Source organism: Pontibacter populi, assembly GCF_040278685.1.
GTDB classification, from domain to species: domain Bacteria; phylum Bacteroidota; class Bacteroidia; order Cytophagales; family Hymenobacteraceae; genus Pontibacter; species Pontibacter populi.
This window is the reverse complement of record NZ_JBEOKT010000005.1, coordinates 219,431-239,406: the sequence shown is the minus strand read 5'-3', so window position 1 is coordinate 239,406 and position 19,976 is coordinate 219,431. Positions and strand designations below refer to the sequence as shown.

Sequence of the window (19,976 nt, the reverse complement as noted above, 5' to 3'; positions counted from 1 at the left end):
TGAAACACAACATATGCAAGTAATTACGCAGGTAAACCAGCTTCGCGAAACAATGCAAGCACTGCGCTGCCAAGGCAAAAGCATAGGCTTTGTGCCAACTATGGGCGCCCTGCACGAAGGACACCTGCAACTGCTGCGCGCATCGGCAAGTGATAACGACATTACGGTATGCAGTATTTTTGTAAATCCCACGCAGTTCAACAACCCCGACGACTATAAACTATATCCGCGCACATTAGACGCAGACGTAGCACTACTGCAAACTACCGGTTGTGATTATGTTTTTGCACCAACTCCCGAAGCTATATATCCACAACACACTATGTTGCAGTTTAGTTTCGGAAAGCTGGAGGCGGTAATGGAAGGAGAACACCGGCCAGGGCACTTTAACGGTGTGGCAACTATAGTTAGCAAGCTATTTAATATGGTGCAGCCGCACAAAGCCTATTTCGGTCAGAAAGATTTGCAACAGGTAGCTGTAGTTCGGCAGCTAATTTTAGGAGTAGGGTTTAATATTGAATTGGTATGTTACCCGACAGTGCGTGAAACAGATGGTCTGGCTATGTCATCCAGAAACAAAAGGCTGAACGCAGCTCAGCGGCAGATCGCTGTGAGTTTGCACGAAGCCTTAGAGGTGGCCAGAAAGCAGCTGGTGCATACGCCACTATCAACTATAAAAGAAGCCGTAGCCGAATACTTAAAGGATATGCCCGAAGTAGAGCTGGAATATTTTGAGATAGCAGACCCGCTTACTTTGCAACCGTTGGCAACTATAACCGGAGTGCAGGAGGTAGCTCTATGCATTGCAGCACACGTAGGGCCAGTACGCCTGATCGATAATATTGTAGTGAATCTTAGCGAAGTTTAAGTTGTTTAGAACAAGAGTAGTAGCGGGTGGGTTTATAGTTTCATAGTTTATCTGCCTGATATTAGCTAACTTTGCGCTTTATTTAGTCACAAACCATGTATATTGAGGTTTTAAAATCCAAGATTCACCGCTGTAAGGTAACACAGGCCGAACTGCATTATGTTGGCAGCATCACCATAGATGAAGACCTGATGGACGCCGCCAATGTGGTGGAGAATGAGAAAGTTACCATCGTAAACATTAACAACGGCGAGCGCTTCGAGACTTATGTAATTAAGGGCGAACGCGGCACCGGAACAGTTTGCTTAAACGGCCCGGCTGCGCGCAAAGTACAGGTAGGCGATATCGTTATAGTTATTTCTTACTGCAGTATCCCGTTCGCGGATGCAAAAGCTCACAAACCAACCTTAGTATTCCCGGATCAGCATAATCGCCTGGTATAACGCCGCTGCATGAAAAAGCTGTTCTCTATTCTTAAATACGGTCTTTTGCTCGGCGTATCAGCATTGCTGATGTGGTATGCTTTAAAAGAGCTCGACTTTGAGAAGATGTGGGCAGAACTGCAGAGCGCAAACTATGGCTGGGTGGGCCTTTCGCTTTTGATGGGTGTTGCCGCTTACATGAGCCGCGCGTACCGCTGGAAAATGCAGATAAAGCCAACCGGTTACCAGCCATCGTTACCCAATACCTATAACGCCATGATGGTGGGCTACCTGGCTAACCTGGTATTGCCGCGCATGGGCGAAGTGGTACGTTGTACGATGCTCCGACGTTCCGATGGCATTCCGGTAAATAAAGGCTTTGGTACGGTAATAGCAGAGCGCTTTGTAGATATGCTTATGCTGCTGCTGGCCATTACCATTACGTTCCTTTCCGAATTTAAACAGATCAAAGATTTTTTCTGGGAGCTCCTTTCCAGCAAGTATAGTAACCTCGAGCAAACTATAGATTCGCTTTACTGGGTGGCCGGAGTTTTCCTGGTATCAGGTATAGTTATCGTTTTGATAGGGTTGCGTTACCTGAGCAGGCTACGGGAAAACAGTTATTTCCAGAAAGCTGTGCAGTTTGTGAAAGGTATGTTGCAGGGCGTGTTCAGTATTACCAGGCTCGATAACCAGGCTGTTTTCTGGGGGCATACTGTTTTTGTGTGGCTGATGTACTATGGCATGAGTCTGGTCGTTTTTTATGCACTTCCGGCTACAAGCGGGCTGGGCTTTGGAGCGGCACTTTCGGTATTGGTAGTAGGCAGTTTAGGTATGGCGGCGCCGGTGCAGGGTGGGGTGGGCGTATACCATTTGCTGGTACAGGCTACGTTATTACTTTACGGGGTTCCTGCAGAAGCCGGTATGGCTTATGCGCTGCTGGCACATACTTCTCAAACGCTTTTGGTAGTTATAATGGGAGTGCTTAGTTTTATAGCAGGTATGGTACGTCGCCCATCGGCGCTAGTACCCTCTGAAACGAAAGCAATGGCAAACCATGAACTCAACCGATAAAATATTTACTCTTCCGAAATTACTGGAGCAACTACAACTATGGCGCAGCCAGGGGCAGAAGATTGTTTTCACGAACGGCTGCTTTGACATATTGCACTTAGGCCATGTAGATTACCTGGAAAAAGCACGACAACTTGGCGATAAACTGGTACTCGGCCTCAACACAGACCACTCCATCAGCAGTATAAAAGGCCCGAACCGCCCGCTTCAGGACGAAATGTCACGCGCACGCGTAATGGCATCGCTTTTGTTTGTAGACGCTGTAGTGTTGTTTGATAGTGATACCCCGCTGGAGCTGATAAAAGCCGTAAAACCCGATATACTTGTAAAAGGTGATGACTATAGTATAGCGCAGATTGTAGGTCACGAAGAAGTATTGAAAGCCGGTGGCGAAGTGAAAACAGTTCCGCTGGTAAACGGTTATTCTACTACAAACATCGTAAAGAAGATAGAAAACCAATTAAACGAAAATAAATAACCATGATCTGGATTATAATGATCTCTATTATGCTTGCAAGCTGGCTTGTGAGCTGGAGATTGAAAAGCAAGTTTAAACAGTACTCTCAAACACCTTTGAGCTCAGGTTTAAGCGGACGTGAGATTGCAGAGAAAATGCTGGCCGATAACGGTATTACAGATGTGCGTGTTATTTCGGTAGCCGGCAGATTAACTGACCATTACAACCCTGCCGATAAAACAGTAAACCTGAGCGAGTATGTATATGATGCCCGCAGTGCTGCTGCAGCGGCTGTGGCAGCCCACGAGTGTGGCCACGCGGTGCAACATGCAAAAGCTTATACCTTCCTGAAGTTCCGTTCGGCCATGGTGCCTGCGTTAAGTATCGCCTCTCGTTACATGCAGTGGATTCTGTTGATCGGTATCTTAATGCTGCAGACGACGCCTGTGCCGCTGGCAATTGGTGTGGCGCTGTTTGGTTTAACTACACTGTTCAGCTTTGTAACGCTGCCGGTAGAGTTCGATGCAAGTAAGCGTGCCCTGGCCTGGATCAGCTCTAATGGAATTGTAACCCAGCAGGAATACGGTATGGCGAAAGATGCACTAAAATGGGCTGCTTTAACCTACGTAGTAGCAGCGCTTGGTTCGCTTGCCACGCTATTGTACTATGCATCATTATTAATGGGCCGTCGCGACTAACCTTAAAATGATACGTATATAAAACAAACGCCACCCTCTTCTGTTTAGCGGGTGGCGTTTGTTTTCCCCTCTATGCCTTCAGATCATCGTTTACTGCACAACATTGTATAGTTAATTACAATATTTAGCAGTCAGGTTAAATTTATATTGTTGTATTTTATAGTTTTGTACCCGAAAAGTTATCGTTTTACCATATCCGATTTATAAATAACATGAACTTTCAGTTAACAGAAGAACACCTGGCCGTACAGGAAGCCGCCCGCGAATTTGCACAGACAGAACTTTTGCCTGGGGTAATCGAACGTGACGAGCACCAGAAATTCCCGGCAGAGCAGATCAAGAAAATGGGTGAGCTTGGCTTCTTAGGAATGATGGTTGATCCAAAATACGGCGGTGGCGGTATGGACACTATCTCTTATGTACTGGCTATGGAAGAGATATCTAAAATAGATGCTTCTGCTTCTGTTGTAATGTCGGTTAACAACTCGCTTGTTTGCTGGGGTATCGAGAAGTATGGCAACGAAGAGCAAAAGCAGAAATACCTGACAAAATTAGCTACTGGTGAGATCATCGGTGCCTTCTGTTTATCAGAGCCGGAAGCGGGTTCTGATGCTACCTCACAAAGAACTACTGCTGAAGACAAAGGTGATTACTATTTACTAAACGGTACAAAGAACTGGATCACCAACGGTAGCACTGCTTCTGTATACATTGTAATCGCTCAGACTGATGTTGCCAAAGGTCACCGTGGTATTAACGCGCTTATAGTTGAGCGTGGCATGGAAGGCTTCGAGATCGGTCCGAAAGAAAATAAGTTGGGTATTCGTGGTTCTGATACACACTCTTTGATGTTTACTGACGTTAAGGTGCCAAAAGAGAACCGCATTGGCGAAGATGGCTTTGGTTTTAAGTTTGCTATGTCTACGCTGGCTGGTGGCCGTATCGGTATTGCGTCACAGGCGCTGGGTATAGCATCAGGCGCGTACGAACTGGCAGTTAAATATTCTAAAGAGCGGAAGGCATTTGGTGTGGAGATCGCGAAGCACCAGGCAATACAGTTTAAGCTGGCTGATATGGCTACTAACATCGAAGCAGCTCGTCTGCTTTGCCTGCAGGCTGCTTACGACAAAGATTCGCATGCTGATTATGGTAAGTCTGGCGCTATGGCAAAACTTTTTGCATCAAAAGTAGCAATGGATACAACTATAGAAGCAGTGCAGGTACATGGTGGTTACGGTTTCGTGAAAGAATACCATGTTGAGCGTTTAATGCGCGATGCAAAAATTACACAGATATACGAAGGTACTTCCGAGATACAGAAAATAGTAATTTCGAGAGAACTGCTAAAATAGAAATGCGTGTAAAAATGTGTTTCTGTGCAGCTTAGGCTATCTATAGGTTTTTCCGAATTAAAATTTATTTTTAAAATTTAATTTGAATTTTATAAAGATTAGTCTTAGCTTTAAGCCATAATTAACGGGTTTATAGTATAAAAGTTAGTTGGTTACACAATGGAAGATTACAATAAAATTATTGAATCGCTTGGGGTGCGGTTCATTAAGGCTAAAAATCTAGTATTGCAGCAGCCGTTTACGGTTCGCAATTACTACGATGTTGGCAACAACCTGATATTGCTGCACAAAGGCAGCATATTCTTTGGCGATGAAGAGCATGTAGTGGAAGAAGGGGAGCTACTATTTGTTCCGGGAGGCCGAAACACGCGCGTTAGATACGGTGCCGGCGACGGCAAAGTGATCTCTAACGACGACCTGATCACGAACAAAGAGAAGTTCTTTAAAAATAACAGCGATCTTGACCTTATCGGTGATGCAGAAGAAAGCCACAGCTTTGTAAGCTTCGAAGCGAAGGTGTTTGACTCTGTAAACTTCTTTTCATCTCTGGATGTGCCTGCTTTCCTGATCTCAGGAAACAACAAACTAGCTAACCTGGTGATAAAGGTAGTGGAAGAGAGCATGCAGGATCTGCCAGGTAAAGAGCGACTGATCAACATCTACACAGAGAATATTGTAGTAGAGGTTGTTCGCCATATACTTCGCAACAGAATGTTTGTGGAGCAGCTGGCAACAAACAGCACATATTTTAAAGATCCACGCCTCATAGACCTGTTCAACTATATTAAGGAGAACTTAGGTGGTGATCTTTCTAACAAAGTGCTTTCTAACGTTGCGAACGTATCAGAGGATTATGTAGGCCAGTATTTCAAAATGCTGACTGGTATCAACCCTCAAGATTACATCGAGTACCAGCGTATGGAGCGTGCCGTGTTCCTGTTAAGAACTACTAAGAAGAGCATCCGCGAAATTGGTAAAGAAGTTGGTTACAAAGATACCGCTTATTTCTGCCGTCGCTTTAAGATGATGTTCGGTATTCCTGCCGGCAAGATGCGTCGCCGCGAATCAGCGATGAACATCTAAGGCAAGATTATAAGAAGCAACTATAGAAGAAACCTCGGCCAGAAAGCCGGGGTTTTTTTCTATGTGGTTACCAACCACAATTACATCAGCGCCTGCCTCTAAGGCAGCTTTTGCTTTCTCGGCAGTATTAATGCCACCGCCAACTATAACCGGCACTTCCACCGCATCACAAACGGCAGTAATCATTTCAGCGCTTATTGGTTTTGCTGCCCCACTGCCACCATCCAGGTAAATGTATTTAAGGCCAAGTAATTCACCGGCCATGGCGGTGCAGGTAGCTATAGCAGGCTTATCATAAGGGATAGGCGTAGTGCCGCTCATGTACGATGCCGTGGTCTGGCGACCGCAGTCTACAAGCATGTAACCGGTTGGGTAAACATGCAGGTTGCTGGCTTTAAGTATAGGTGCAGATAGTACGTGCTGGCCAATCAGGAAATCGGGGTTGCGGCCCGAAATTAAAGAAAGCAACAGGATGCCATCGGCTTGTTTATCGATGTGCAAACTGTTGCTCGGGAAAAGGATAACCGGAATGCGGCTATGCTGTTTTATCAGTTGAATTATAGTTGCCTGGTTCTCGGTAGTTATCAGGCTGCCACCTACAAAAAAGAAATCGACGTGGCTGGTTTCGCTTAGGTGCAGCAGTTGCAGGCAGGTTGCTTCATCCAGGTTATCGGGGTCTAGCAATACGGCAAAATGTTTTCTGCCAGTGCGTTTGGTCTGCTGTGTTTCGCGAAAGTTATTAAATGGCATGCTTCTCTGAGGCGCTTTGTACAACTGGGTCTGCTTCGGTAGCCGGAACAGCTTTAGCTGCAATATCGGTATTTTCAGGTTCAGATTGCATGCGCTCCGCTGCCTTTTTAGCGATATAAGCTACCAGTAAGGTTATGCCGTGCTGCATCATGGTGCGGGCATATTCAGAATGCAGTAATGTTTGTACCACGCCAGGTTCTGACTTTTGCTTCTTTACTTTTGCAGCTTTCTTTTTAGAAGTGTAAGCAGGTTCACGTTCGGCAGTAAAATCTGTTACCGTTCTATGCGCAATCGGGTCATAGTCTGGTATTGGATGCGAAACAGGTATAGTTCCGGTAGCAGCTTCTTCGCCTTTTTTAGATTTCGCTACTTTCGGGGCTTTTTTTTTATCGCTGCTGGTAAACATGCGTTTCAGTAAGTAGCCGGCTAGTATTACGCCGCCCGCTAGAGCTACTTTTTTACCAACTTCCTGTCCCTGGCTTTTTATCTGTTCTACATCACCCATCAGCGCATTTTTATACTCTTCTTTCTGGCGCTCCAGAAACTCGCGCTGGTTATCAAATAATGGATTGTTAAGGTCGCTCATATAGATTTTTCTCTTTTATCAGTCTTATAAATTGTGTTGTCAAATGCTTTATCGGCCATGCCCTGAAATACCTTTTTATCTAACCCAATCACAAGTATAACCAACAACACAACGTAAAATAAAGCGATGATACCGAAGCCCCAGAACGTGCTGTCTAAAAGATGGTTTAACAACAGGCCCAGGAAGATGTTTACAAATATAAGGCACATGAAGCCGATCAGGCCCAGTAATATACCGTGTGCTGCGCCTACAAACGATGCTTTTAGCTTTTCCTGTATCTCTAATCGTATAATATCGATGCGGGTATCGATGTAACCCATCAGGTTCTCGATAATATTTGTGTTTTTTTCCTTAGTGCCGTTATCTTGCATTGCCATAGTTTTTAGCTTTTTTTATTGCGTCACTTTGTATACGCAGGTGTATTCAAATATTTACGTAAAGTATAATTACATTGCTGCCTTATATACAATTAACACTAAAAATGTGTTTTAATCAGGCGTATTGCTACCTATAATTTAAGCTTCATTGCATTGGAACAGACCTTTTATACCGTACTTGGCATTACTCCGGCAGCTACGCAGCAGGAGGTAAAGCAGGCGTATAAAAAGCTGGCCGTTAAATATCACCCCGATAAAAACCCTGATAACAAACTAGCCGAGGACAGATTTAAACTGGTGAATACTGCTTACCAGGTGCTGTCTAACCCCGGCAAGCGTGCGCGCTACGACCTGAAATTACAATATCTGCGCGAACGCCAGCGTGTAGCACAACAATACCAGCCATACTATAACGAGCGCTACCGTCATACCCGCGAACCTGCCCCGGTTTCTGAGCGGTATTACCGGCCAATTTACAGGGAGCAACGCAAGTTCTCACGCAAAGACCTGTACATTACCATTGCTTTTGTGAGCGGCATTCTGCTTTTCAGTTTGTTGCTGAAAGTAACAATGGACCACATTGCCGGTGAAGATAAATATAAAACAGCGCTAACCTATATAGCTGACGGCAAATACAGCAGTGCGCACCGTATGCTGACGGATGCGATTCATTTTAAGCCGGAACATGCTGCTGCTTACAAGGAAAGAGGTTGGCTTGAGCTGAATGTTTTCGAAGATTACGAAGCTGCTCTCCAGGACTTTAATCAGGCTATAGCCTATCAGAAGAAGCCCTCGGCTGATGTTTATTTTATGCGTGGCGTGAGCAGGCAGCACCTGGCCAGTTACCTGCAAGCTGAAGCGGATCTGAACCGGGCCATTCATTTAAACCAGAAACTTTGGGATGCTTACCTGGCCCGGGGTGAAGTCAGGTTATTCTATCTGCAAAAATATAAACCGGCCCTCAGCGATTTTTCAACTTACCTGCGCTACGGAACAAACAAAGAGAAGCGAATAGCAGCGCTTACCTATCGTGGGTTTGGTTACTATAAAATTGAGGCTCACAAACTATCAGAGCATGATTACCGCCGCGCCTTAACTATAGATAAAGAAAATGGAAGAGTGAATTACCTGATGGGACGAACCAAGATGGAACTACAGGAACCGGACTCGGCGTGCATCTATTTTAACCAGGCATACGAGTTGGGTTATTCAGCAGCTTTGCTGGAGTTGCGGGCTAATTGTTATTAACTATAGTTTGTTTCTCATCAGGTTGAATCTGACCGTAGGCTACAATCTTATTTACCCGCGGCTGAATAAACCAGATAGTAAAAGGCCAGAAAATAAAACCTATGGCAAGTACTAGGTACTCTCCGAATTCGACATTCCTATTAAGCTCTATAGACTTTAGTACTCTTGCTGGAAAGGCTAATGTGTAATAAGCAGCATAGAATACATAAAAAATCGGAAGTGCATACAATCCGGTTAGGTGAAGCCCCTCAGGGCCAAAAAGTGTAGTTGCTGCAATAACGACTACTGCAAAAATAAAACTGTTAATAATAAACAGGTTATAGTTTAGCTCTACTCGCCTCGGGAGATAGTCATAAAGATAGTGCCCATAAGCTACTAAAATTGTCAGGTATAGTAGTAAACCGGTTAGCGAGAGAAAAATATTTAAATCCTCCTGGCCACCTATTTCAGTATTCCCGATCAACATTATTAACAACAGTATCAAAAAGACCTGCCAGTGCTTAAGGCGTAATATAGTTTTCATGATAACTACAACTCTTATTTATTCATTTCCAAAGCTAACTGGTACTTGCGTTTATAGCGCCTGTACTGGTACCATAAAACTATAGTTAGTGCCGGGTGAAGTATCACAAACAGGATTACATTCAATTGCTGATAGGTTATACCCAGTACATTTGCGCCGACCTGCATCAGTTTCACACAAATCCAGAAGATTGTATCCACATGTAGGGTAACTATAAGCTTAAATGCATCCTATAACTATAAACTACAGTATAGTTGCAGAGACAATATAAGCAAAAAGAGATAGAGTGGAATAAGTGTAAACTATAGTTCAGGCAAACTGTAAGATTTGATCCGGAAAAGCTTAAAAACAAAAAACCCTTGCCGTTTCTGACAAGGGTTTCATTGTGGTGATGATTGGAATCGAACCAACGACACAAGGATTTTCAGTCCTTTGCTCTACCAACTGAGCTACATCACCAGGGCACTTTTTAAGAGATTATCTATCATTTGAGACAATAGGTGAGACAATGGTTTCACTTAATTCTATTGTCTTATGTTTACTGATCCACAAGCTTACCATCCAGAGAATTTAACCAAACGCAGTTTCATTAGCTTTTACTATAAAGGATTACGTTATCGCTATTATCATGGGAAGGCAATAGGTGTTCTTCTGTATCCTAATAAAGCTAAAACACTGCAAGAAAGAGAGCGCCTGATAAGACAGCTTGTTAGGGCTTTTACGAAAGCTTTGTTGACAGGCTGGACTCCAGACGATACAACTACTCAACCAAGTGTTAAGCCTCGACAAATAGCGTTAAAAGAGGTAATAAGATTACTTATAGCTGATGCCTATAATAGTTCTTACAGCAACACATATAAGAGGGATGTCTCTGGTACAGCTGACCAGCTTTTAGGTTGGTTAGAAGCACAGGGGAAACAGGCTGTACTGGTTAAAGAGATAACAGCAGCTGATATAGAACGTTTCTTACAGCAGTATACCTCTTCAGGGACCTATTATCAGAATAAAAGAAGAACACTGTCTGCCATCTTTTCAAAGATGGTTAAACAAGGCTACCTTGGTTCCAATCCAGTTCTAGTTACTTCTAAACGAAAGGCAAAAGCTGTACTGCATCAGGCATACACGACAGACCAACTAGCAAGGCTCCTGCCTTATCTTAAAGTGAATTATCCCAACCTATATCTCTGCGCTATCCTAATGTATGGGTTACTCTTGAGACCTCATCAGGAGATCAGGTTATTGGAGCGTCGTCATTTTAACAAGGATCTGACACTCTATATGCTGGAGGGGAAAGAGAATAAGAGTGGCAAGATAAGGAGCCTGCCAGTGCCTGAATTTGTTAGGGAAGTGTTACTGGAACGTGAAGTCCTCTTACTTCTACCAAATCATAACCTGCTTACAGGAGGAGCCTGGGCCTATAATGAATCTTACCTGAATACCCAATGGTCCAGGGCTAAGAAAAAGATGCTGGAGCTGAAGATGATAGAAGCGAACCAAACGCTTTACAGCTTTCGTCATGCAGCTTCAGTTAATGTTTTTAAAAGAACACAGAACCTTAAACTGCTGCAACAGCTTTTGGGACATTCAAGTCTTAATACAAGCTTGATCTATCTACGAAGTGTAGGGGCTGTTGATGTTGAGGTAAGTCAAATGCCTAGCCTTGACTTCTGATAGCATTTAAAGGATATAATACATTTGGGCTCACCATACTAGATGATCTATTATGTTATCGTCACCAAGTCCATTGGTTCTTTATGAATCCTCAACTTTCTTGATTGCTAGAAAGCAGATAGCTAAAAATCCTATAATCAATATAAGTTGAATGTAATCATCTGTTTTCAACGCATCGTAAATGCCATATAGGACAGCTAATATACCCAGTATGATAAGAGCACGACCTTCCATAATATTGCTAGTATTTTAATTTAAATACACTTAAAAGCTAATACACTTGTACCATGCTGCCATCGCTGTATACTATTTTATCAACCTGTAAAATAATATCTTCTCCAAGCCCTTCTGCTTCTGCAACCCTGATAGAAGTAGTGTAAGTTTGATCAGGTTTTAGTCTTACTTTGAAATGCTTGTTAAAATCAGAGTAATCTTCTTTACGTTTGAGTGTAAATGCCTTTATTGTCTTCTCTGACTTGTTCTGAATAGTGAGGTGTACTGTAGGTATAAAGTTGGAATCATACTTTGTCTGAGAGCTAACTATACTTAAGTCTTTTACAGCCTCCCAGCCCCTCCTTATTTTAGATTTCATTAAAGCTTCTTCACGCTTGTATTCTTCTGATCGAAAAATATGCTCATCAGGCATCTGTTCTTCTGGCTGGTAGCGTTTTCCTGAATCACAGCTGACAGCCATGAATGTCACGATAAAGGCTAATATGATTAGAGGTAAAGGGTTTTTTATCATTTCAGGTTAAATAGTTATGTGTTTTATCTCTGATTAAAGTAAATGGTGTATCATCTACTATAACACCACAAAAGTTGAGAAGCATTAACATGCAGCTTCTCCCGCATCGTTTAAAGATAGTTAATAGTTATAATGTATACTATGTGGTGTATATATTTATGATGTAATATTAAATAAGGTATAATCTCAACTTTCGTTCATGAAGAGCGAAGAAGAGATACTTAAGGCAATAGGGGAAAGACTAAAGGCTATTCGTATAGAAAAGGGCTACAGTAGCTACGAAACTTTTGCCTTAGACCATGACTTGGGAAGAATGCAGTACTGGCGATTGGAAAAGGGGGAGGCAAACTTAACTATGAGAACCCTAATTAGGGTACTAGCCATCCATAGAATGACTTTGCAGGAGTTCTTTTCTGAAGGATTCAATTAAAAGCCAGCTAAAGCTAATATGCAGATAAAAGTATATCAGGACACTTGATTTAATGCTCTGGAAATCTTATATTTACATGCTTGTCAGGGCTTGAAAAGCCCCCTGCTCTTGTCTTGCTTTTTTAACTATAACTTCAGTTTGCCTTAAGAATAGATTTATTCCTCTATATATGTAGTAAAAGGTAATTGCTAGGAGTTAAGAATATTTACTAAATGGGTTACAGGTGATGCTTCTATAATCAGGAGTATCAAATCTACTTCAGGTTATAAGCAACAGGGAGTTCATTTATTCTGGTAGTGTAACAGGGAGACATATAATCGCTCTTCAGTATCCAACTCTTGCTAAGACCTTGTGCTGCTACTTGTACTTTACTTCTGCCAAATCTGTCTGTCAGTCCATCCATTACTTTCATAAGCTTGGTATGCTTATCCCTATCCACTGTATCAAGTAAGTCATATTGAATCTGGCGCTCAGGTACAATATCAGTTACGATCACACCACTCTTTTTGTAATAATAAGATGGTCTGTATATCTCTTTAAGCGCAAGCGAGGCGTAGTGAATAAGTTCCATGTCTGAATTGGTAGCAACTGGTAAGCAGATCGTCTTACTGTTATAATACTGTTTATCGTGCTCAGAAAAGGGATTAGTCTGGACAAACACTGTAACTAGCCTGGCGCAGCTTTTCTGTACCCTCAGTTTCTTAGCGCACCTAGCTGCATAAGAGGCTGTTGCTTCTTGTACATCGTTAAAAGAGGTAAGTTTTTTTCCAAAGCTTCTGGAGGTGCAGATACCTTTCTTGGGTGGAGCTACTTCATCCAGTTCCAAGCATGATTGACCTCGTAGCTCTTTGTGTAGTCTCACACCAACTACAGTCATGTGTTTCCTGATCCAGCTCTCAGATGCATTCGTAAAATCCAGCGCAGTATTGATGTGATGGTTTTTAAGGAATTTCGCATACTGTCTTCCAATACCCCAGACATCTTCGATCTTAGTTGCTTGCAGTGCTTTCTCAATGTGGTAAGGTTCTGTTAGAACCAACACACCATTAGCTTTAGCAGACTTCTTAGCTAGCTTATTAGCGACCTTTGCTAAGGCTTTGGTAGGTGCTACACCTAAGCTGACAGGAATGCCAGTCCATTGCGCTACAGTACGCTTGATCTCCCATGCATATTTAAACAAGTCAACATCATAAAAGTCCCCCAGATCCAAGAAACACTCATCAATGGAGTATACTTCTATGTTAGGCGTGAACAGCGATAGCGTCTGCATCACCCTGTCTGACATATCCCCATAAAGCACGTAGTTGGATGAAAAGGCATATAGCTGCTTATGCTCCACAAAATTCCTAATCTTAAAGAATGGGTCACCCATCTGAATACCTAAGGATTTAGCTTCATTACTTCTGGCAATCACGCAGCCATCGTTGTTGCTCAAAACTACAACAGGCTCCCCATGAAGAGTAGGGTCAAAAACGCGTTCACAGCTTGCATAGAAGTTGTTGCAGTCGCACAAACCAAACAAAGTCGTCATAACTTAACAGGCTTATGCAGTACCCATACTACCACACCCCAGACACGTATATCCATTTCTTCTGTTACCTCGATTGGTTTATAAGCAGGGTTTGCAGGGTACAGATACGTTTTACCATTTGTCTTCCTAAATGTCTTAACAGTGAATTCACCATCCAGAAAGCAAACAACAGGCAGGCCATCTGTAGCTTTAAGGGATCTATCGATTACGAGAATGTCCCCATCATGAATGTTAGCATTTTGCATTGAACTACCCTTCACACGCATCATAAAGGTGGAAGTTGGGTTTTGGACCAGATACTTGCTCAGGTCAATTCTGTCTTCCAGATAATCATCAGCAGGGGATGGAAAGCCAGCTGAAACATAAGAAGCATATAATGGGATATTTATCTGATCTAGAATATCAAAGCTAAAAACCTCTAGGGTGTATGAAGAGATAGGTATAACTTTGGCATTACACATAACAACTGCTATTAAATTAAAAAACTAATTACATTAGCAAATACGTGTAAATTAATTTTATTTGCTAATATAATTTGCTTGATTTGCTGTTAATTAATGACTGTTACTGATAAATGGTTGATCAGTAGTTAAGTAAATATTTGATACGTTACAGAATTGAACCTTTATGTTTTGGTTAAAGGATAAATCAAGATCCCAATTAGTACAAAGCTTATATATTTAAATTTTTATAGTGAATTTATTGAAATGCTTAGCCTACTCATTTATAATAAGCATTGTATGTTATATATTCGCAACTCTATAAATATTCTAATAATCAATTATGGGTTTTTTGTGGTTCCTAGTGCCATTATTCTTAATATTTGGTCTGACTTCTATTGTAAAAACAGTGCGGAACTTTATTGAACATTATTTGTCAGAATTTCTAACAGCGTTAGGAGCTATTGGATTAACAGTAGTAGATGTAATGTCAGAAAGTGATGAGAAATTTTTAGGAGATGATATTGCATGGAAGGAGGCTTGGGTTTTTTTACTTATAACCTTTGGGCTATTGTTAATAAGTGCGATTGTAGTGGGTGCCAGAAGAAACCTGCATAATCGAACAGTCCAAGGCGAAATTGATAAAAATCAGAAGCTTAAGGAGGAAATTAAGCTTTATAAGAAAGAGTACTATAATCTGTGTAGCAATAACATTCTTCATTTATTCAAATCATTTTATACTACTGGTGGCGAAAGAATTAGTATTTATAAACATCATGGTGATCACTTTACGCTTTTAGGGAGATGCGCAATGAATAAAGCTTACAATCAGGCTTCTGAATATAAGTATAAAGAGGATGAAGGACTTATAGGCGATGGATGGGTTCATGGTGAAGCTTTTGTGACAGGTGCTCCTCAATGGGTTAATAAGGGGAAAACCTATATAGAATTCATGAGAGCGAGATGTGTGATATCAGAAAGAAGGCTAAAAAAGATAAGGATGAAAAGCCGTTCCATTTATGTAAAAACATTGAATGATGTTAATACTGCTGCAAATCCAGATGGTATTATTGTTTTTGAGTCGATGTCACCAACGAAAGTTGAAAAAGCTGAGTGCGCAACATTGATAAGCAGCTCAGAGAAAGCATTATTGGCACTACTTAAAGACATGAGTAGTTTAACAACAAATCTAAATAGATAACATCCCTAACATCAGAAGCTTAAAGCCTTTTTTATGGTTGCAATGTTGTCCTTTAGTGCCATCGTATTTACAGAAGTTAGGGTATTGTAGTGTCCCTTTAAATACTCGACAGACCTGAATTCACTTAATACCTGTAACTAGTTTGGATTTTATGGTAGTACTTAAGGTTTCATCTATCACCAGCCCCATTTCTCCACTTTCAAACAAAGTAATGGAATAATTAAAGTCTTTAAATTCCATCACTAATAAAATCAGTGTATCAGATTCCTTTCCTTTAACCAGTCAAAGATAAGTTGGTCTACAGGTGAACTAAGCTCCCTGCTCTTGTAGGTCAGCCAGATTACTTCTTCTATCTCTGCTGCAGGACTGATAATGCCTTTGAAATCACCTGTATAGCAGGTCATCTTCACCTCAATGCCTTCTGCATGACTGTCTGCCTGTGCCTGAAATACACCTACAAACCTTACTGTGTCTTCAAGCAGTTCTACGCTCAGCTCTTCTCTGATCTCTCTGATAAGAGCTTCCTTATCACTCTCTCCAGCTTCACGCTTTCCACCAGGTATATAGTACTTGGTTCTCCCCTTGCTTCTGGTGCTAAGCACTTTCTTATTCTGTATCTCCAGCCAAGCCAGTTTATCTATAACTTTCACGCTTCTTGGGCTTGGGGTTAGTGACTTTCATCAAAATATTCTTCTCCATTTATGAAGAACCTAAGCTGCTGGCCCCTTACTGTCAATTTAAAGGTAGCACAGGCTATCACATAGGCACTTCTTACAGAAGTAGCTTCAATTGTCAATTTCTCATACTCAAAGGGCAGGGTCTCACCAGTCAGAGGGTTAGGTCCTGGTTCTCTGATGATTTCTACTTTGTATTCATGTATCATGCTCATCATAGGCTATTTTTAACCTTCTCCCAGCTTGTAACTGACACTAGATTCTGCCCTATTAATTTAGCTACATTCCAATACTCAGAAAAGCGACCAGAACCTGTTTCTATGACTGTTCTATTATTATTTGATTTGCATACAATAACAAATCTCCAGAACTGAGCAGGGGCACAAGTCACAAAAACTTCAATAGAAAACTCGATTGTATCAACGCTGCCAATATAGGTTTCAACATTAGTTTCACATACAAATTCATTTAGACCTAACTCAATAATGAGGGGTAAGTCACTTTCATGAGGTGTATTAATCTCGTACATCATAAAGATTTAAAATACTTGAGGGGTTACAAGTGATTAAAGGTACAAAATAAAAAGACAGATTTATATGAGCGATGTGCATTCCAAAGAGACCAGAAGCTACAACATGTCCAGGATCATGGGGGCAGATACAAAGCCTGAAATGCTTGTGAGGAGATACTTGTTCAGCAAGGGATTTAGATATAAATTGCATCATAAAGGCCTGCCTGGTAAACCTGATCTGGTTTTCCCTAAATACAAAACCGCTCTCTTTATCAATGGTTGCTTTTGGCATTGCCATGAAGGGTGCAAGTATTTTAAAATGCCTAAATCCAGAGTGGAGTTCTGGAGTAATAAATTAGAGAAGAATAGGGTTAGAGACAGCTTAGTTAAAGAGCAGCTTAGTCAGCTTGGTTGGAATGTGTTTGTGATTTGGGAGTGTGAGCTTAAAAAGGATAAGCGTGAACAGACTCTCAGTAACGTAGAAGAATATCTTAAAAATAATGAGTACAAAAGATAAACAAGTAATATTAGATTTTCAGGAGCAGACATTAGTAGAAGCAAAGGAGCCTGAGTTTAAATTCATAGATCTGTTTGCAGGGATAGGTGGTTTTCATATTGCTATGCATAGAGCTGGTGGGGATTGTGTATTTGCTGCAGAGTGGGATAAGTTTGCCAGAGTAACCTATGAAACCAATTACAAGCACATAAGTCCTGATCTATTCAGCAGTGGGAGGTTTATTGGCGACGTGACACAGGTAAGCGAGAATCTGGAGATGGTACCTGATTTTGATGTACTGTGTGCTGGTTTCCCATGTCAACCTTTTTCTAATGCAGGTCACAAAAAGGGTTTTGAGGATACCAGAGGTACTTTGTTCTTTAATATAGCTGAGATAGTAGACCACAAGGTACAGTTAAGCAAGCAGGATCCTTCTAGAAGAGCACCTAAGGTATTATTGCTGGAAAATGTCAAAGGACTTAAAGGGCATGATAAAGGCAGAACATTGAAGACAATCCTTGAGACTCTGGAAAACATAGGCTATAAGTATAGTTATGAAGTCCTGAATAGTAAAAACTTTGGTGTGCCGCAGAATCGTGAAAGGCTTTTTATTATTGCTTGGCTCGATACTCCAGATGCCCCTGCGAAGTTTAGCTTCCCTTATGGGTTAGATGAAAATGATCAGGTGATTTATGATGCAAGTAAAATCTCTGAACTTGCTAAGAGAACTTATCTAGGACAAATACTTGAAGAAGAAGTGGATCCAAAGTATACTATTTCCCAAAAGCTTCATGAAGGGCATCTGAGAAGAAGAGAAATGCATAAGCAGAAGGGGAATGGCTTTGGATTTTCCCTGTTCAAGTACGACTCTCCTTATACCAGTACTATATCAGCCAGATATTATAAAGATGGGAGTGAGATTATGATCCATCAGGATGATAATAGACCACGCAAGCTAACTCCATCAGAAGCTGCAAGACTTCAGGGCTATCCTGCATATGACCATTTGCCTGAGGAAGAACGCTTTAAAATTCCTGTATCTGATGGTCAGGCTTATAAACAGTTTGGTAATAGTGTTTCAGTGCCAGTAGTTAGCACCCTAGCCAAAGAAATTAAAAAACAGCTACTATAAATATGCCCTTAAGAAGCCTGAATGAACTAGCTAATGAAGCTAAAGCAAAATTTGAGCACAATGACTATAGTAATGAACTAGAGTTATCGGATGACTTTAAGCATATATTTGAGCAGACTCTAGAGGATAGCCAAGTTACATTTTACAAGCACACATTCATAATAACAAAAAGTGATGGGCTTAGAATATATGGACCTAATCAATGGTTTGTTTTAGGAATTCACTTAGTTGATTTTCTTCAAGAGCTTAAAGAGTATAAAAGACACACTGCAAGAATCTTTTCAAGCCAAGCACCACGTGGGACTGCTAAGGAATTACAACCTATCTACGTTAGGCTTAAGAACGCTGGTTCACCAGAAAGAATTAGTGCTGATGATGCTAGTGCTATTGATTCTTACTTCTCACTTGAGAGCGACAGAATGTACTACAAGCAATTCGTTACTAATTATAATTGGTGGGTTGGCAGTAAAGGTCTTGATAGAGGAGACTATGCTTATACTCCATTGTTAACTATACCTAAGCTAGTACATGACACTCACTCTTTAGTTGCAGGTATAGCGCTAATGTATGCTAGTAATCCTGCGCTTTTAGAAGCGATTATACCTATAGCAGATAGGGCTGTATCTCAAAGTACTCAGCAAATAGTGGTAAACACTCAACTTAACTTGCCTCACAATTGGATTGTTTATGGAGCTCCAGGAACAGGTAAGAGTAATTATTTGGATGCGAAAGCCAATGCATTATTTGCTGAAGACAATAGGCTAAGAGTCACATTCTATCCAGACTATTCTTATAGTAAATTTGTAGGTACTTATAAACCAGTACCTGTTTATAAAACAGTGCCATCTGCAGATAATTCAGTTTATTATGACTATGAAAGGAGGGAGCATACTGGTGAAACAAGGAGAGAACCAATTATAGATTATAAGTTCGTGCCAGGGCCTTTCCTAACTCAGCTTGTAAAGGCTTTAAAGAGTCCTTCAGAGCCTGTCCTTTTGCAAATAGAAGAAGTAAATAGAGCAAATGCTGCAGCTGTTTTTGGTGAAGTATTCCAGCTATTAGACAGAGATAATGGCAGGAGTTGTTACTCTGTAGGTCTTTCCAAGGAGGCGATGAAGTATATTCAGGATGAAGTGGAAGGATTCTGTTCTGAAACTGTCAGCTTACCTTCCAACTTATATTTATGGGCGACCATGAATAGTGCTGATCAGGGTGTTTTACCGCTTGACAGTGCATTCAAAAGAAGGTGGGTGTTTAAATATTTACCTTTAAATCGTAATGCTGGCGTTATTTCTGATTGGTCTTTTAACATATCTGGGGTTGAATTTAGTTGGGCTCTATTACGTGAAATTATCAATACAAAACTTGCAAGTGAGAAAGTATCAGAAGATAAACTATTAGGTCCATTCTTCATATCACGCAGTGTGCTTTCTGATACTGATGCTGTTATATCAAATCTGTTGCTATACTTAAGAGAAGATGTGGTAAGGCATAAACCAAGCGTCCTTTTTAATGATATAGATGGCAGTTATAACCTTTCCAAACTCATCCAGCGTTTCAAGTCTTTTCCTTTAGACACCTTTACATTTAGCATTCATGATGCTGTAATAAATGATACTGGAACAGATACAGAAGCGCAAGCAATTCTAAATGAGGATCAACAGATCTAAATAAAAATATAATTAAGCTCCTTCATAACTCTGTCGG

The 19,976-nt window shown here is 41.2% G+C and carries 25 protein-coding genes and 1 tRNA gene; 14 read left to right on the top strand and 12 right to left on the bottom strand.

Annotated elements, in window-relative coordinates; all coding sequences use genetic code 11:
- Positions 1-13: 13 nt before the first annotated feature.
- From panC to ABS362_RS07600, 7 genes are all read left to right on the top strand, one after another.
- Positions 14-868 (top strand): pantoate--beta-alanine ligase, encoded by an 855-nt coding sequence (panC, locus tag ABS362_RS07630; RefSeq protein ID WP_350411805.1) that lies wholly within the window; start codon positions 14-16, stop codon positions 866-868.
- Between the two features lie 95 nt (positions 869-963).
- A complete protein-coding gene (gene panD, locus ABS362_RS07625; RefSeq protein ID WP_162428040.1) occupies positions 964-1,311 on the top strand; it encodes an aspartate 1-decarboxylase in 348 nt (115 codons plus the stop codon).
- A gap of 9 nt (positions 1,312-1,320) precedes the next feature.
- Positions 1,321-2,364, top strand: coding sequence for a lysylphosphatidylglycerol synthase transmembrane domain-containing protein (locus ABS362_RS07620; RefSeq protein WP_350411804.1), 1,044 nt, complete (start codon positions 1,321-1,323; stop codon positions 2,362-2,364).
- Positions 2,348-2,842, top strand: a complete 495-nt coding sequence (rfaE2, locus tag ABS362_RS07615) for a D-glycero-beta-D-manno-heptose 1-phosphate adenylyltransferase (protein ID WP_350411803.1) — start codon at positions 2,348-2,350, stop codon at positions 2,840-2,842. The genes ABS362_RS07620 and rfaE2 overlap by 17 nt, the downstream gene beginning before the upstream one ends.
- 2 nt (positions 2,843-2,844) lie before the next feature.
- Positions 2,845-3,519 carry a zinc metallopeptidase gene (locus tag ABS362_RS07610; protein ID WP_350411802.1) on the top strand — a complete coding sequence of 225 codons (675 nt, stop codon included), beginning with the start codon at positions 2,845-2,847 and terminating at the stop codon, positions 3,517-3,519.
- A 212-nt stretch (positions 3,520-3,731) separates the two neighbouring features.
- On the top strand, positions 3,732-4,871 hold the full coding sequence (locus ABS362_RS07605) for an acyl-CoA dehydrogenase (protein WP_350411801.1): 1,140 nt from the start codon (positions 3,732-3,734) through the stop codon (positions 4,869-4,871).
- 159 nt (positions 4,872-5,030) lie between these two features.
- Entirely contained in the window at positions 5,031-5,954 is a 924-nt protein-coding gene (locus tag ABS362_RS07600) for an AraC family transcriptional regulator (protein ID WP_350411800.1), read from the top strand.
- On the opposite strand, the gene ABS362_RS07595 is transcribed toward ABS362_RS07600, so the two are convergent.
- Genes ABS362_RS07595 through ABS362_RS07585 form a run of 3 tightly spaced genes read right to left on the bottom strand, consistent with a single transcriptional unit; the run spans position 5,937 to position 7,667 of the window.
- Positions 5,937-6,704: a phosphoglycerol geranylgeranyltransferase gene (locus ABS362_RS07595; RefSeq protein ID WP_350411799.1), complete on the bottom strand. Its 768-nt coding sequence runs from the start codon at positions 6,702-6,704 to the stop codon at positions 5,937-5,939. The genes ABS362_RS07600 and ABS362_RS07595 overlap by 18 nt on opposite strands.
- On the bottom strand, positions 6,694-7,290 hold the full coding sequence (locus ABS362_RS07590) for a hypothetical protein (protein WP_350411798.1): 597 nt from the start codon (positions 7,288-7,290) through the stop codon (positions 6,694-6,696). The genes ABS362_RS07595 and ABS362_RS07590 overlap by 11 nt, the downstream gene beginning before the upstream one ends.
- Positions 7,287-7,667: a phage holin family protein gene (locus tag ABS362_RS07585; RefSeq protein ID WP_350411797.1), complete on the bottom strand. Its 381-nt coding sequence runs from the start codon at positions 7,665-7,667 to the stop codon at positions 7,287-7,289. The genes ABS362_RS07590 and ABS362_RS07585 overlap by 4 nt, the downstream gene beginning before the upstream one ends.
- A 153-nt stretch (positions 7,668-7,820) precedes the next feature.
- Between ABS362_RS07585 and ABS362_RS07580 the strand changes: the two genes are divergently transcribed.
- A complete protein-coding gene (locus ABS362_RS07580; RefSeq protein ID WP_350411796.1) occupies positions 7,821-8,915 on the top strand; it encodes a tetratricopeptide repeat protein in 1,095 nt (364 codons plus the stop codon).
- Here ABS362_RS07580 and ABS362_RS07575 read toward each other — a convergent pair.
- From ABS362_RS07575 to ABS362_RS07565, 3 genes are all read right to left on the bottom strand, one after another.
- On the bottom strand, positions 8,902-9,438 hold the full coding sequence (locus tag ABS362_RS07575) for a hypothetical protein (protein ID WP_350411795.1): 537 nt from the start codon (positions 9,436-9,438) through the stop codon (positions 8,902-8,904). The genes ABS362_RS07580 and ABS362_RS07575 overlap by 14 nt on opposite strands.
- A 14-nt stretch (positions 9,439-9,452) precedes the next feature.
- Positions 9,453-9,638: a hypothetical protein gene (locus ABS362_RS07570; RefSeq protein WP_350411794.1), complete on the bottom strand. Its 186-nt coding sequence runs from the start codon at positions 9,636-9,638 to the stop codon at positions 9,453-9,455.
- Between the two features lie 186 nt (positions 9,639-9,824).
- Positions 9,825-9,897, bottom strand: a tRNA-Phe gene (locus ABS362_RS07565).
- A 75-nt stretch (positions 9,898-9,972) separates the two neighbouring features.
- Here ABS362_RS07565 and ABS362_RS07560 point away from each other — a divergent pair.
- Positions 9,973-11,109, top strand: a complete 1,137-nt coding sequence (locus ABS362_RS07560) for a site-specific integrase (protein WP_350411792.1) — start codon at positions 9,973-9,975, stop codon at positions 11,107-11,109.
- Positions 11,110-11,380: 271 nt separating this feature from the next.
- Here ABS362_RS07560 and ABS362_RS07555 read toward each other — a convergent pair whose 3' ends face one another.
- Entirely contained in the window at positions 11,381-11,854 is a 474-nt protein-coding gene (locus tag ABS362_RS07555; RefSeq protein ID WP_350411791.1) for a hypothetical protein, read from the bottom strand.
- Between the two features lie 199 nt (positions 11,855-12,053).
- Here ABS362_RS07555 and ABS362_RS07550 point away from each other — a divergent pair, with 199 nt between their 5' ends.
- Positions 12,054-12,284, top strand: a complete 231-nt coding sequence (locus ABS362_RS07550) for a helix-turn-helix domain-containing protein (RefSeq protein WP_350411790.1) — start codon at positions 12,054-12,056, stop codon at positions 12,282-12,284.
- Positions 12,285-12,537: 253 nt separating this feature from the next.
- Here ABS362_RS07550 and ABS362_RS07545 read toward each other — a convergent pair whose 3' ends face one another.
- Positions 12,538-13,815: a Y-family DNA polymerase gene (locus ABS362_RS07545; RefSeq protein ID WP_350411789.1), complete on the bottom strand. Its 1,278-nt coding sequence runs from the start codon at positions 13,813-13,815 to the stop codon at positions 12,538-12,540.
- A complete protein-coding gene (locus tag ABS362_RS07540) occupies positions 13,812-14,276 on the bottom strand; it encodes a LexA family protein (RefSeq protein ID WP_350411788.1) in 465 nt (154 codons plus the stop codon). Before ABS362_RS07540 ends, ABS362_RS07545 begins: the two co-directional genes overlap by 4 nt.
- A 322-nt stretch (positions 14,277-14,598) precedes the next feature.
- On the opposite strand from ABS362_RS07540, the gene ABS362_RS07535 reads away from it, so the two are divergent.
- A complete protein-coding gene (locus tag ABS362_RS07535) occupies positions 14,599-15,456 on the top strand; it encodes a hypothetical protein (RefSeq protein ID WP_350411787.1) in 858 nt (285 codons plus the stop codon).
- Between the two features lie 251 nt (positions 15,457-15,707).
- Here ABS362_RS07535 and ABS362_RS07530 read toward each other — a convergent pair whose 3' ends face one another.
- Genes ABS362_RS07530 through ABS362_RS07520 form a run of 3 tightly spaced genes read right to left on the bottom strand, consistent with a single transcriptional unit; the run spans position 15,708 to position 16,662 of the window.
- On the bottom strand, positions 15,708-16,106 hold the full coding sequence (locus ABS362_RS07530) for an NUDIX hydrolase (protein WP_350411786.1): 399 nt from the start codon (positions 16,104-16,106) through the stop codon (positions 15,708-15,710).
- Between the two features lie 17 nt (positions 16,107-16,123).
- Positions 16,124-16,348, bottom strand: a complete 225-nt coding sequence (locus tag ABS362_RS07525) for a hypothetical protein (protein ID WP_350411785.1) — start codon at positions 16,346-16,348, stop codon at positions 16,124-16,126.
- Complete coding sequence (locus ABS362_RS07520) at positions 16,345-16,662, bottom strand: hypothetical protein (RefSeq protein ID WP_350411784.1); 318 nt, start codon at positions 16,660-16,662, stop codon at positions 16,345-16,347. The genes ABS362_RS07525 and ABS362_RS07520 overlap by 4 nt, the downstream gene beginning before the upstream one ends.
- 64 nt (positions 16,663-16,726) lie before the next feature.
- Between ABS362_RS07520 and ABS362_RS07515 the strand changes: the two genes are divergently transcribed.
- From ABS362_RS07515 to ABS362_RS07505, 3 genes are read left to right on the top strand one after another with little or no spacing between them, the layout of a single operon-like run.
- Positions 16,727-17,158: a very short patch repair endonuclease gene (locus ABS362_RS07515; RefSeq protein WP_350411783.1), complete on the top strand. Its 432-nt coding sequence runs from the start codon at positions 16,727-16,729 to the stop codon at positions 17,156-17,158.
- Complete coding sequence (dcm, locus tag ABS362_RS07510; RefSeq protein ID WP_350411782.1) at positions 17,142-18,269, top strand: DNA (cytosine-5-)-methyltransferase; 1,128 nt, start codon at positions 17,142-17,144, stop codon at positions 18,267-18,269. The genes ABS362_RS07515 and dcm overlap by 17 nt, the downstream gene beginning before the upstream one ends.
- A 2-nt stretch (positions 18,270-18,271) precedes the next feature.
- On the top strand, positions 18,272-19,939 hold the full coding sequence (locus ABS362_RS07505; protein WP_350411781.1) for an AAA family ATPase: 1,668 nt from the start codon (positions 18,272-18,274) through the stop codon (positions 19,937-19,939).
- Positions 19,940-19,976 lie beyond the last annotated feature (37 nt).

Coding starts and splice junctions, on each gene's coding strand:
- panC (WP_350411805.1), top strand. CDS start 14: ATGCAAGTAATTACGCAGGTAAACCAGCTTCGCGAAACAATGCAAGCA.
- panD (WP_162428040.1), top strand. CDS start 964: ATGTATATTGAGGTTTTAAAATCCAAGATTCACCGCTGTAAGGTAACA.
- ABS362_RS07620 (WP_350411804.1), top strand. CDS start 1,321: ATGAAAAAGCTGTTCTCTATTCTTAAATACGGTCTTTTGCTCGGCGTA.
- rfaE2 (WP_350411803.1), top strand. CDS start 2,348: ATGAACTCAACCGATAAAATATTTACTCTTCCGAAATTACTGGAGCAA.
- ABS362_RS07610 (WP_350411802.1), top strand. CDS start 2,845: ATGATCTGGATTATAATGATCTCTATTATGCTTGCAAGCTGGCTTGTG.
- ABS362_RS07605 (WP_350411801.1), top strand. CDS start 3,732: ATGAACTTTCAGTTAACAGAAGAACACCTGGCCGTACAGGAAGCCGCC.
- ABS362_RS07600 (WP_350411800.1), top strand. CDS start 5,031: ATGGAAGATTACAATAAAATTATTGAATCGCTTGGGGTGCGGTTCATT.
- ABS362_RS07595 (WP_350411799.1), bottom strand. CDS start 6,704: ATGCCATTTAATAACTTTCGCGAAACACAGCAGACCAAACGCACTGGC.
- ABS362_RS07590 (WP_350411798.1), bottom strand. CDS start 7,290: ATGAGCGACCTTAACAATCCATTATTTGATAACCAGCGCGAGTTTCTG.
- ABS362_RS07585 (WP_350411797.1), bottom strand. CDS start 7,667: ATGGCAATGCAAGATAACGGCACTAAGGAAAAAAACACAAATATTATC.
- ABS362_RS07575 (WP_350411795.1), bottom strand. CDS start 9,438: ATGAAAACTATATTACGCCTTAAGCACTGGCAGGTCTTTTTGATACTG.
- ABS362_RS07560 (WP_350411792.1), top strand. CDS start 9,973: ATGTTTACTGATCCACAAGCTTACCATCCAGAGAATTTAACCAAACGC.
- ABS362_RS07555 (WP_350411791.1), bottom strand. CDS start 11,854: ATGATAAAAAACCCTTTACCTCTAATCATATTAGCCTTTATCGTGACA.
- ABS362_RS07550 (WP_350411790.1), top strand. CDS start 12,054: ATGAAGAGCGAAGAAGAGATACTTAAGGCAATAGGGGAAAGACTAAAG.
- ABS362_RS07545 (WP_350411789.1), bottom strand. CDS start 13,815: ATGACGACTTTGTTTGGTTTGTGCGACTGCAACAACTTCTATGCAAGC.
- ABS362_RS07540 (WP_350411788.1), bottom strand. CDS start 14,276: ATGTGTAATGCCAAAGTTATACCTATCTCTTCATACACCCTAGAGGTT.
- ABS362_RS07535 (WP_350411787.1), top strand. CDS start 14,599: ATGGGTTTTTTGTGGTTCCTAGTGCCATTATTCTTAATATTTGGTCTG.
- ABS362_RS07525 (WP_350411785.1), bottom strand. CDS start 16,348: ATGATGAGCATGATACATGAATACAAAGTAGAAATCATCAGAGAACCA.
- ABS362_RS07520 (WP_350411784.1), bottom strand. CDS start 16,662: ATGATGTACGAGATTAATACACCTCATGAAAGTGACTTACCCCTCATT.
- ABS362_RS07515 (WP_350411783.1), top strand. CDS start 16,727: ATGAGCGATGTGCATTCCAAAGAGACCAGAAGCTACAACATGTCCAGG.
- dcm (WP_350411782.1), top strand. CDS start 17,142: ATGAGTACAAAAGATAAACAAGTAATATTAGATTTTCAGGAGCAGACA.
- ABS362_RS07505 (WP_350411781.1), top strand. CDS start 18,272: ATGCCCTTAAGAAGCCTGAATGAACTAGCTAATGAAGCTAAAGCAAAA.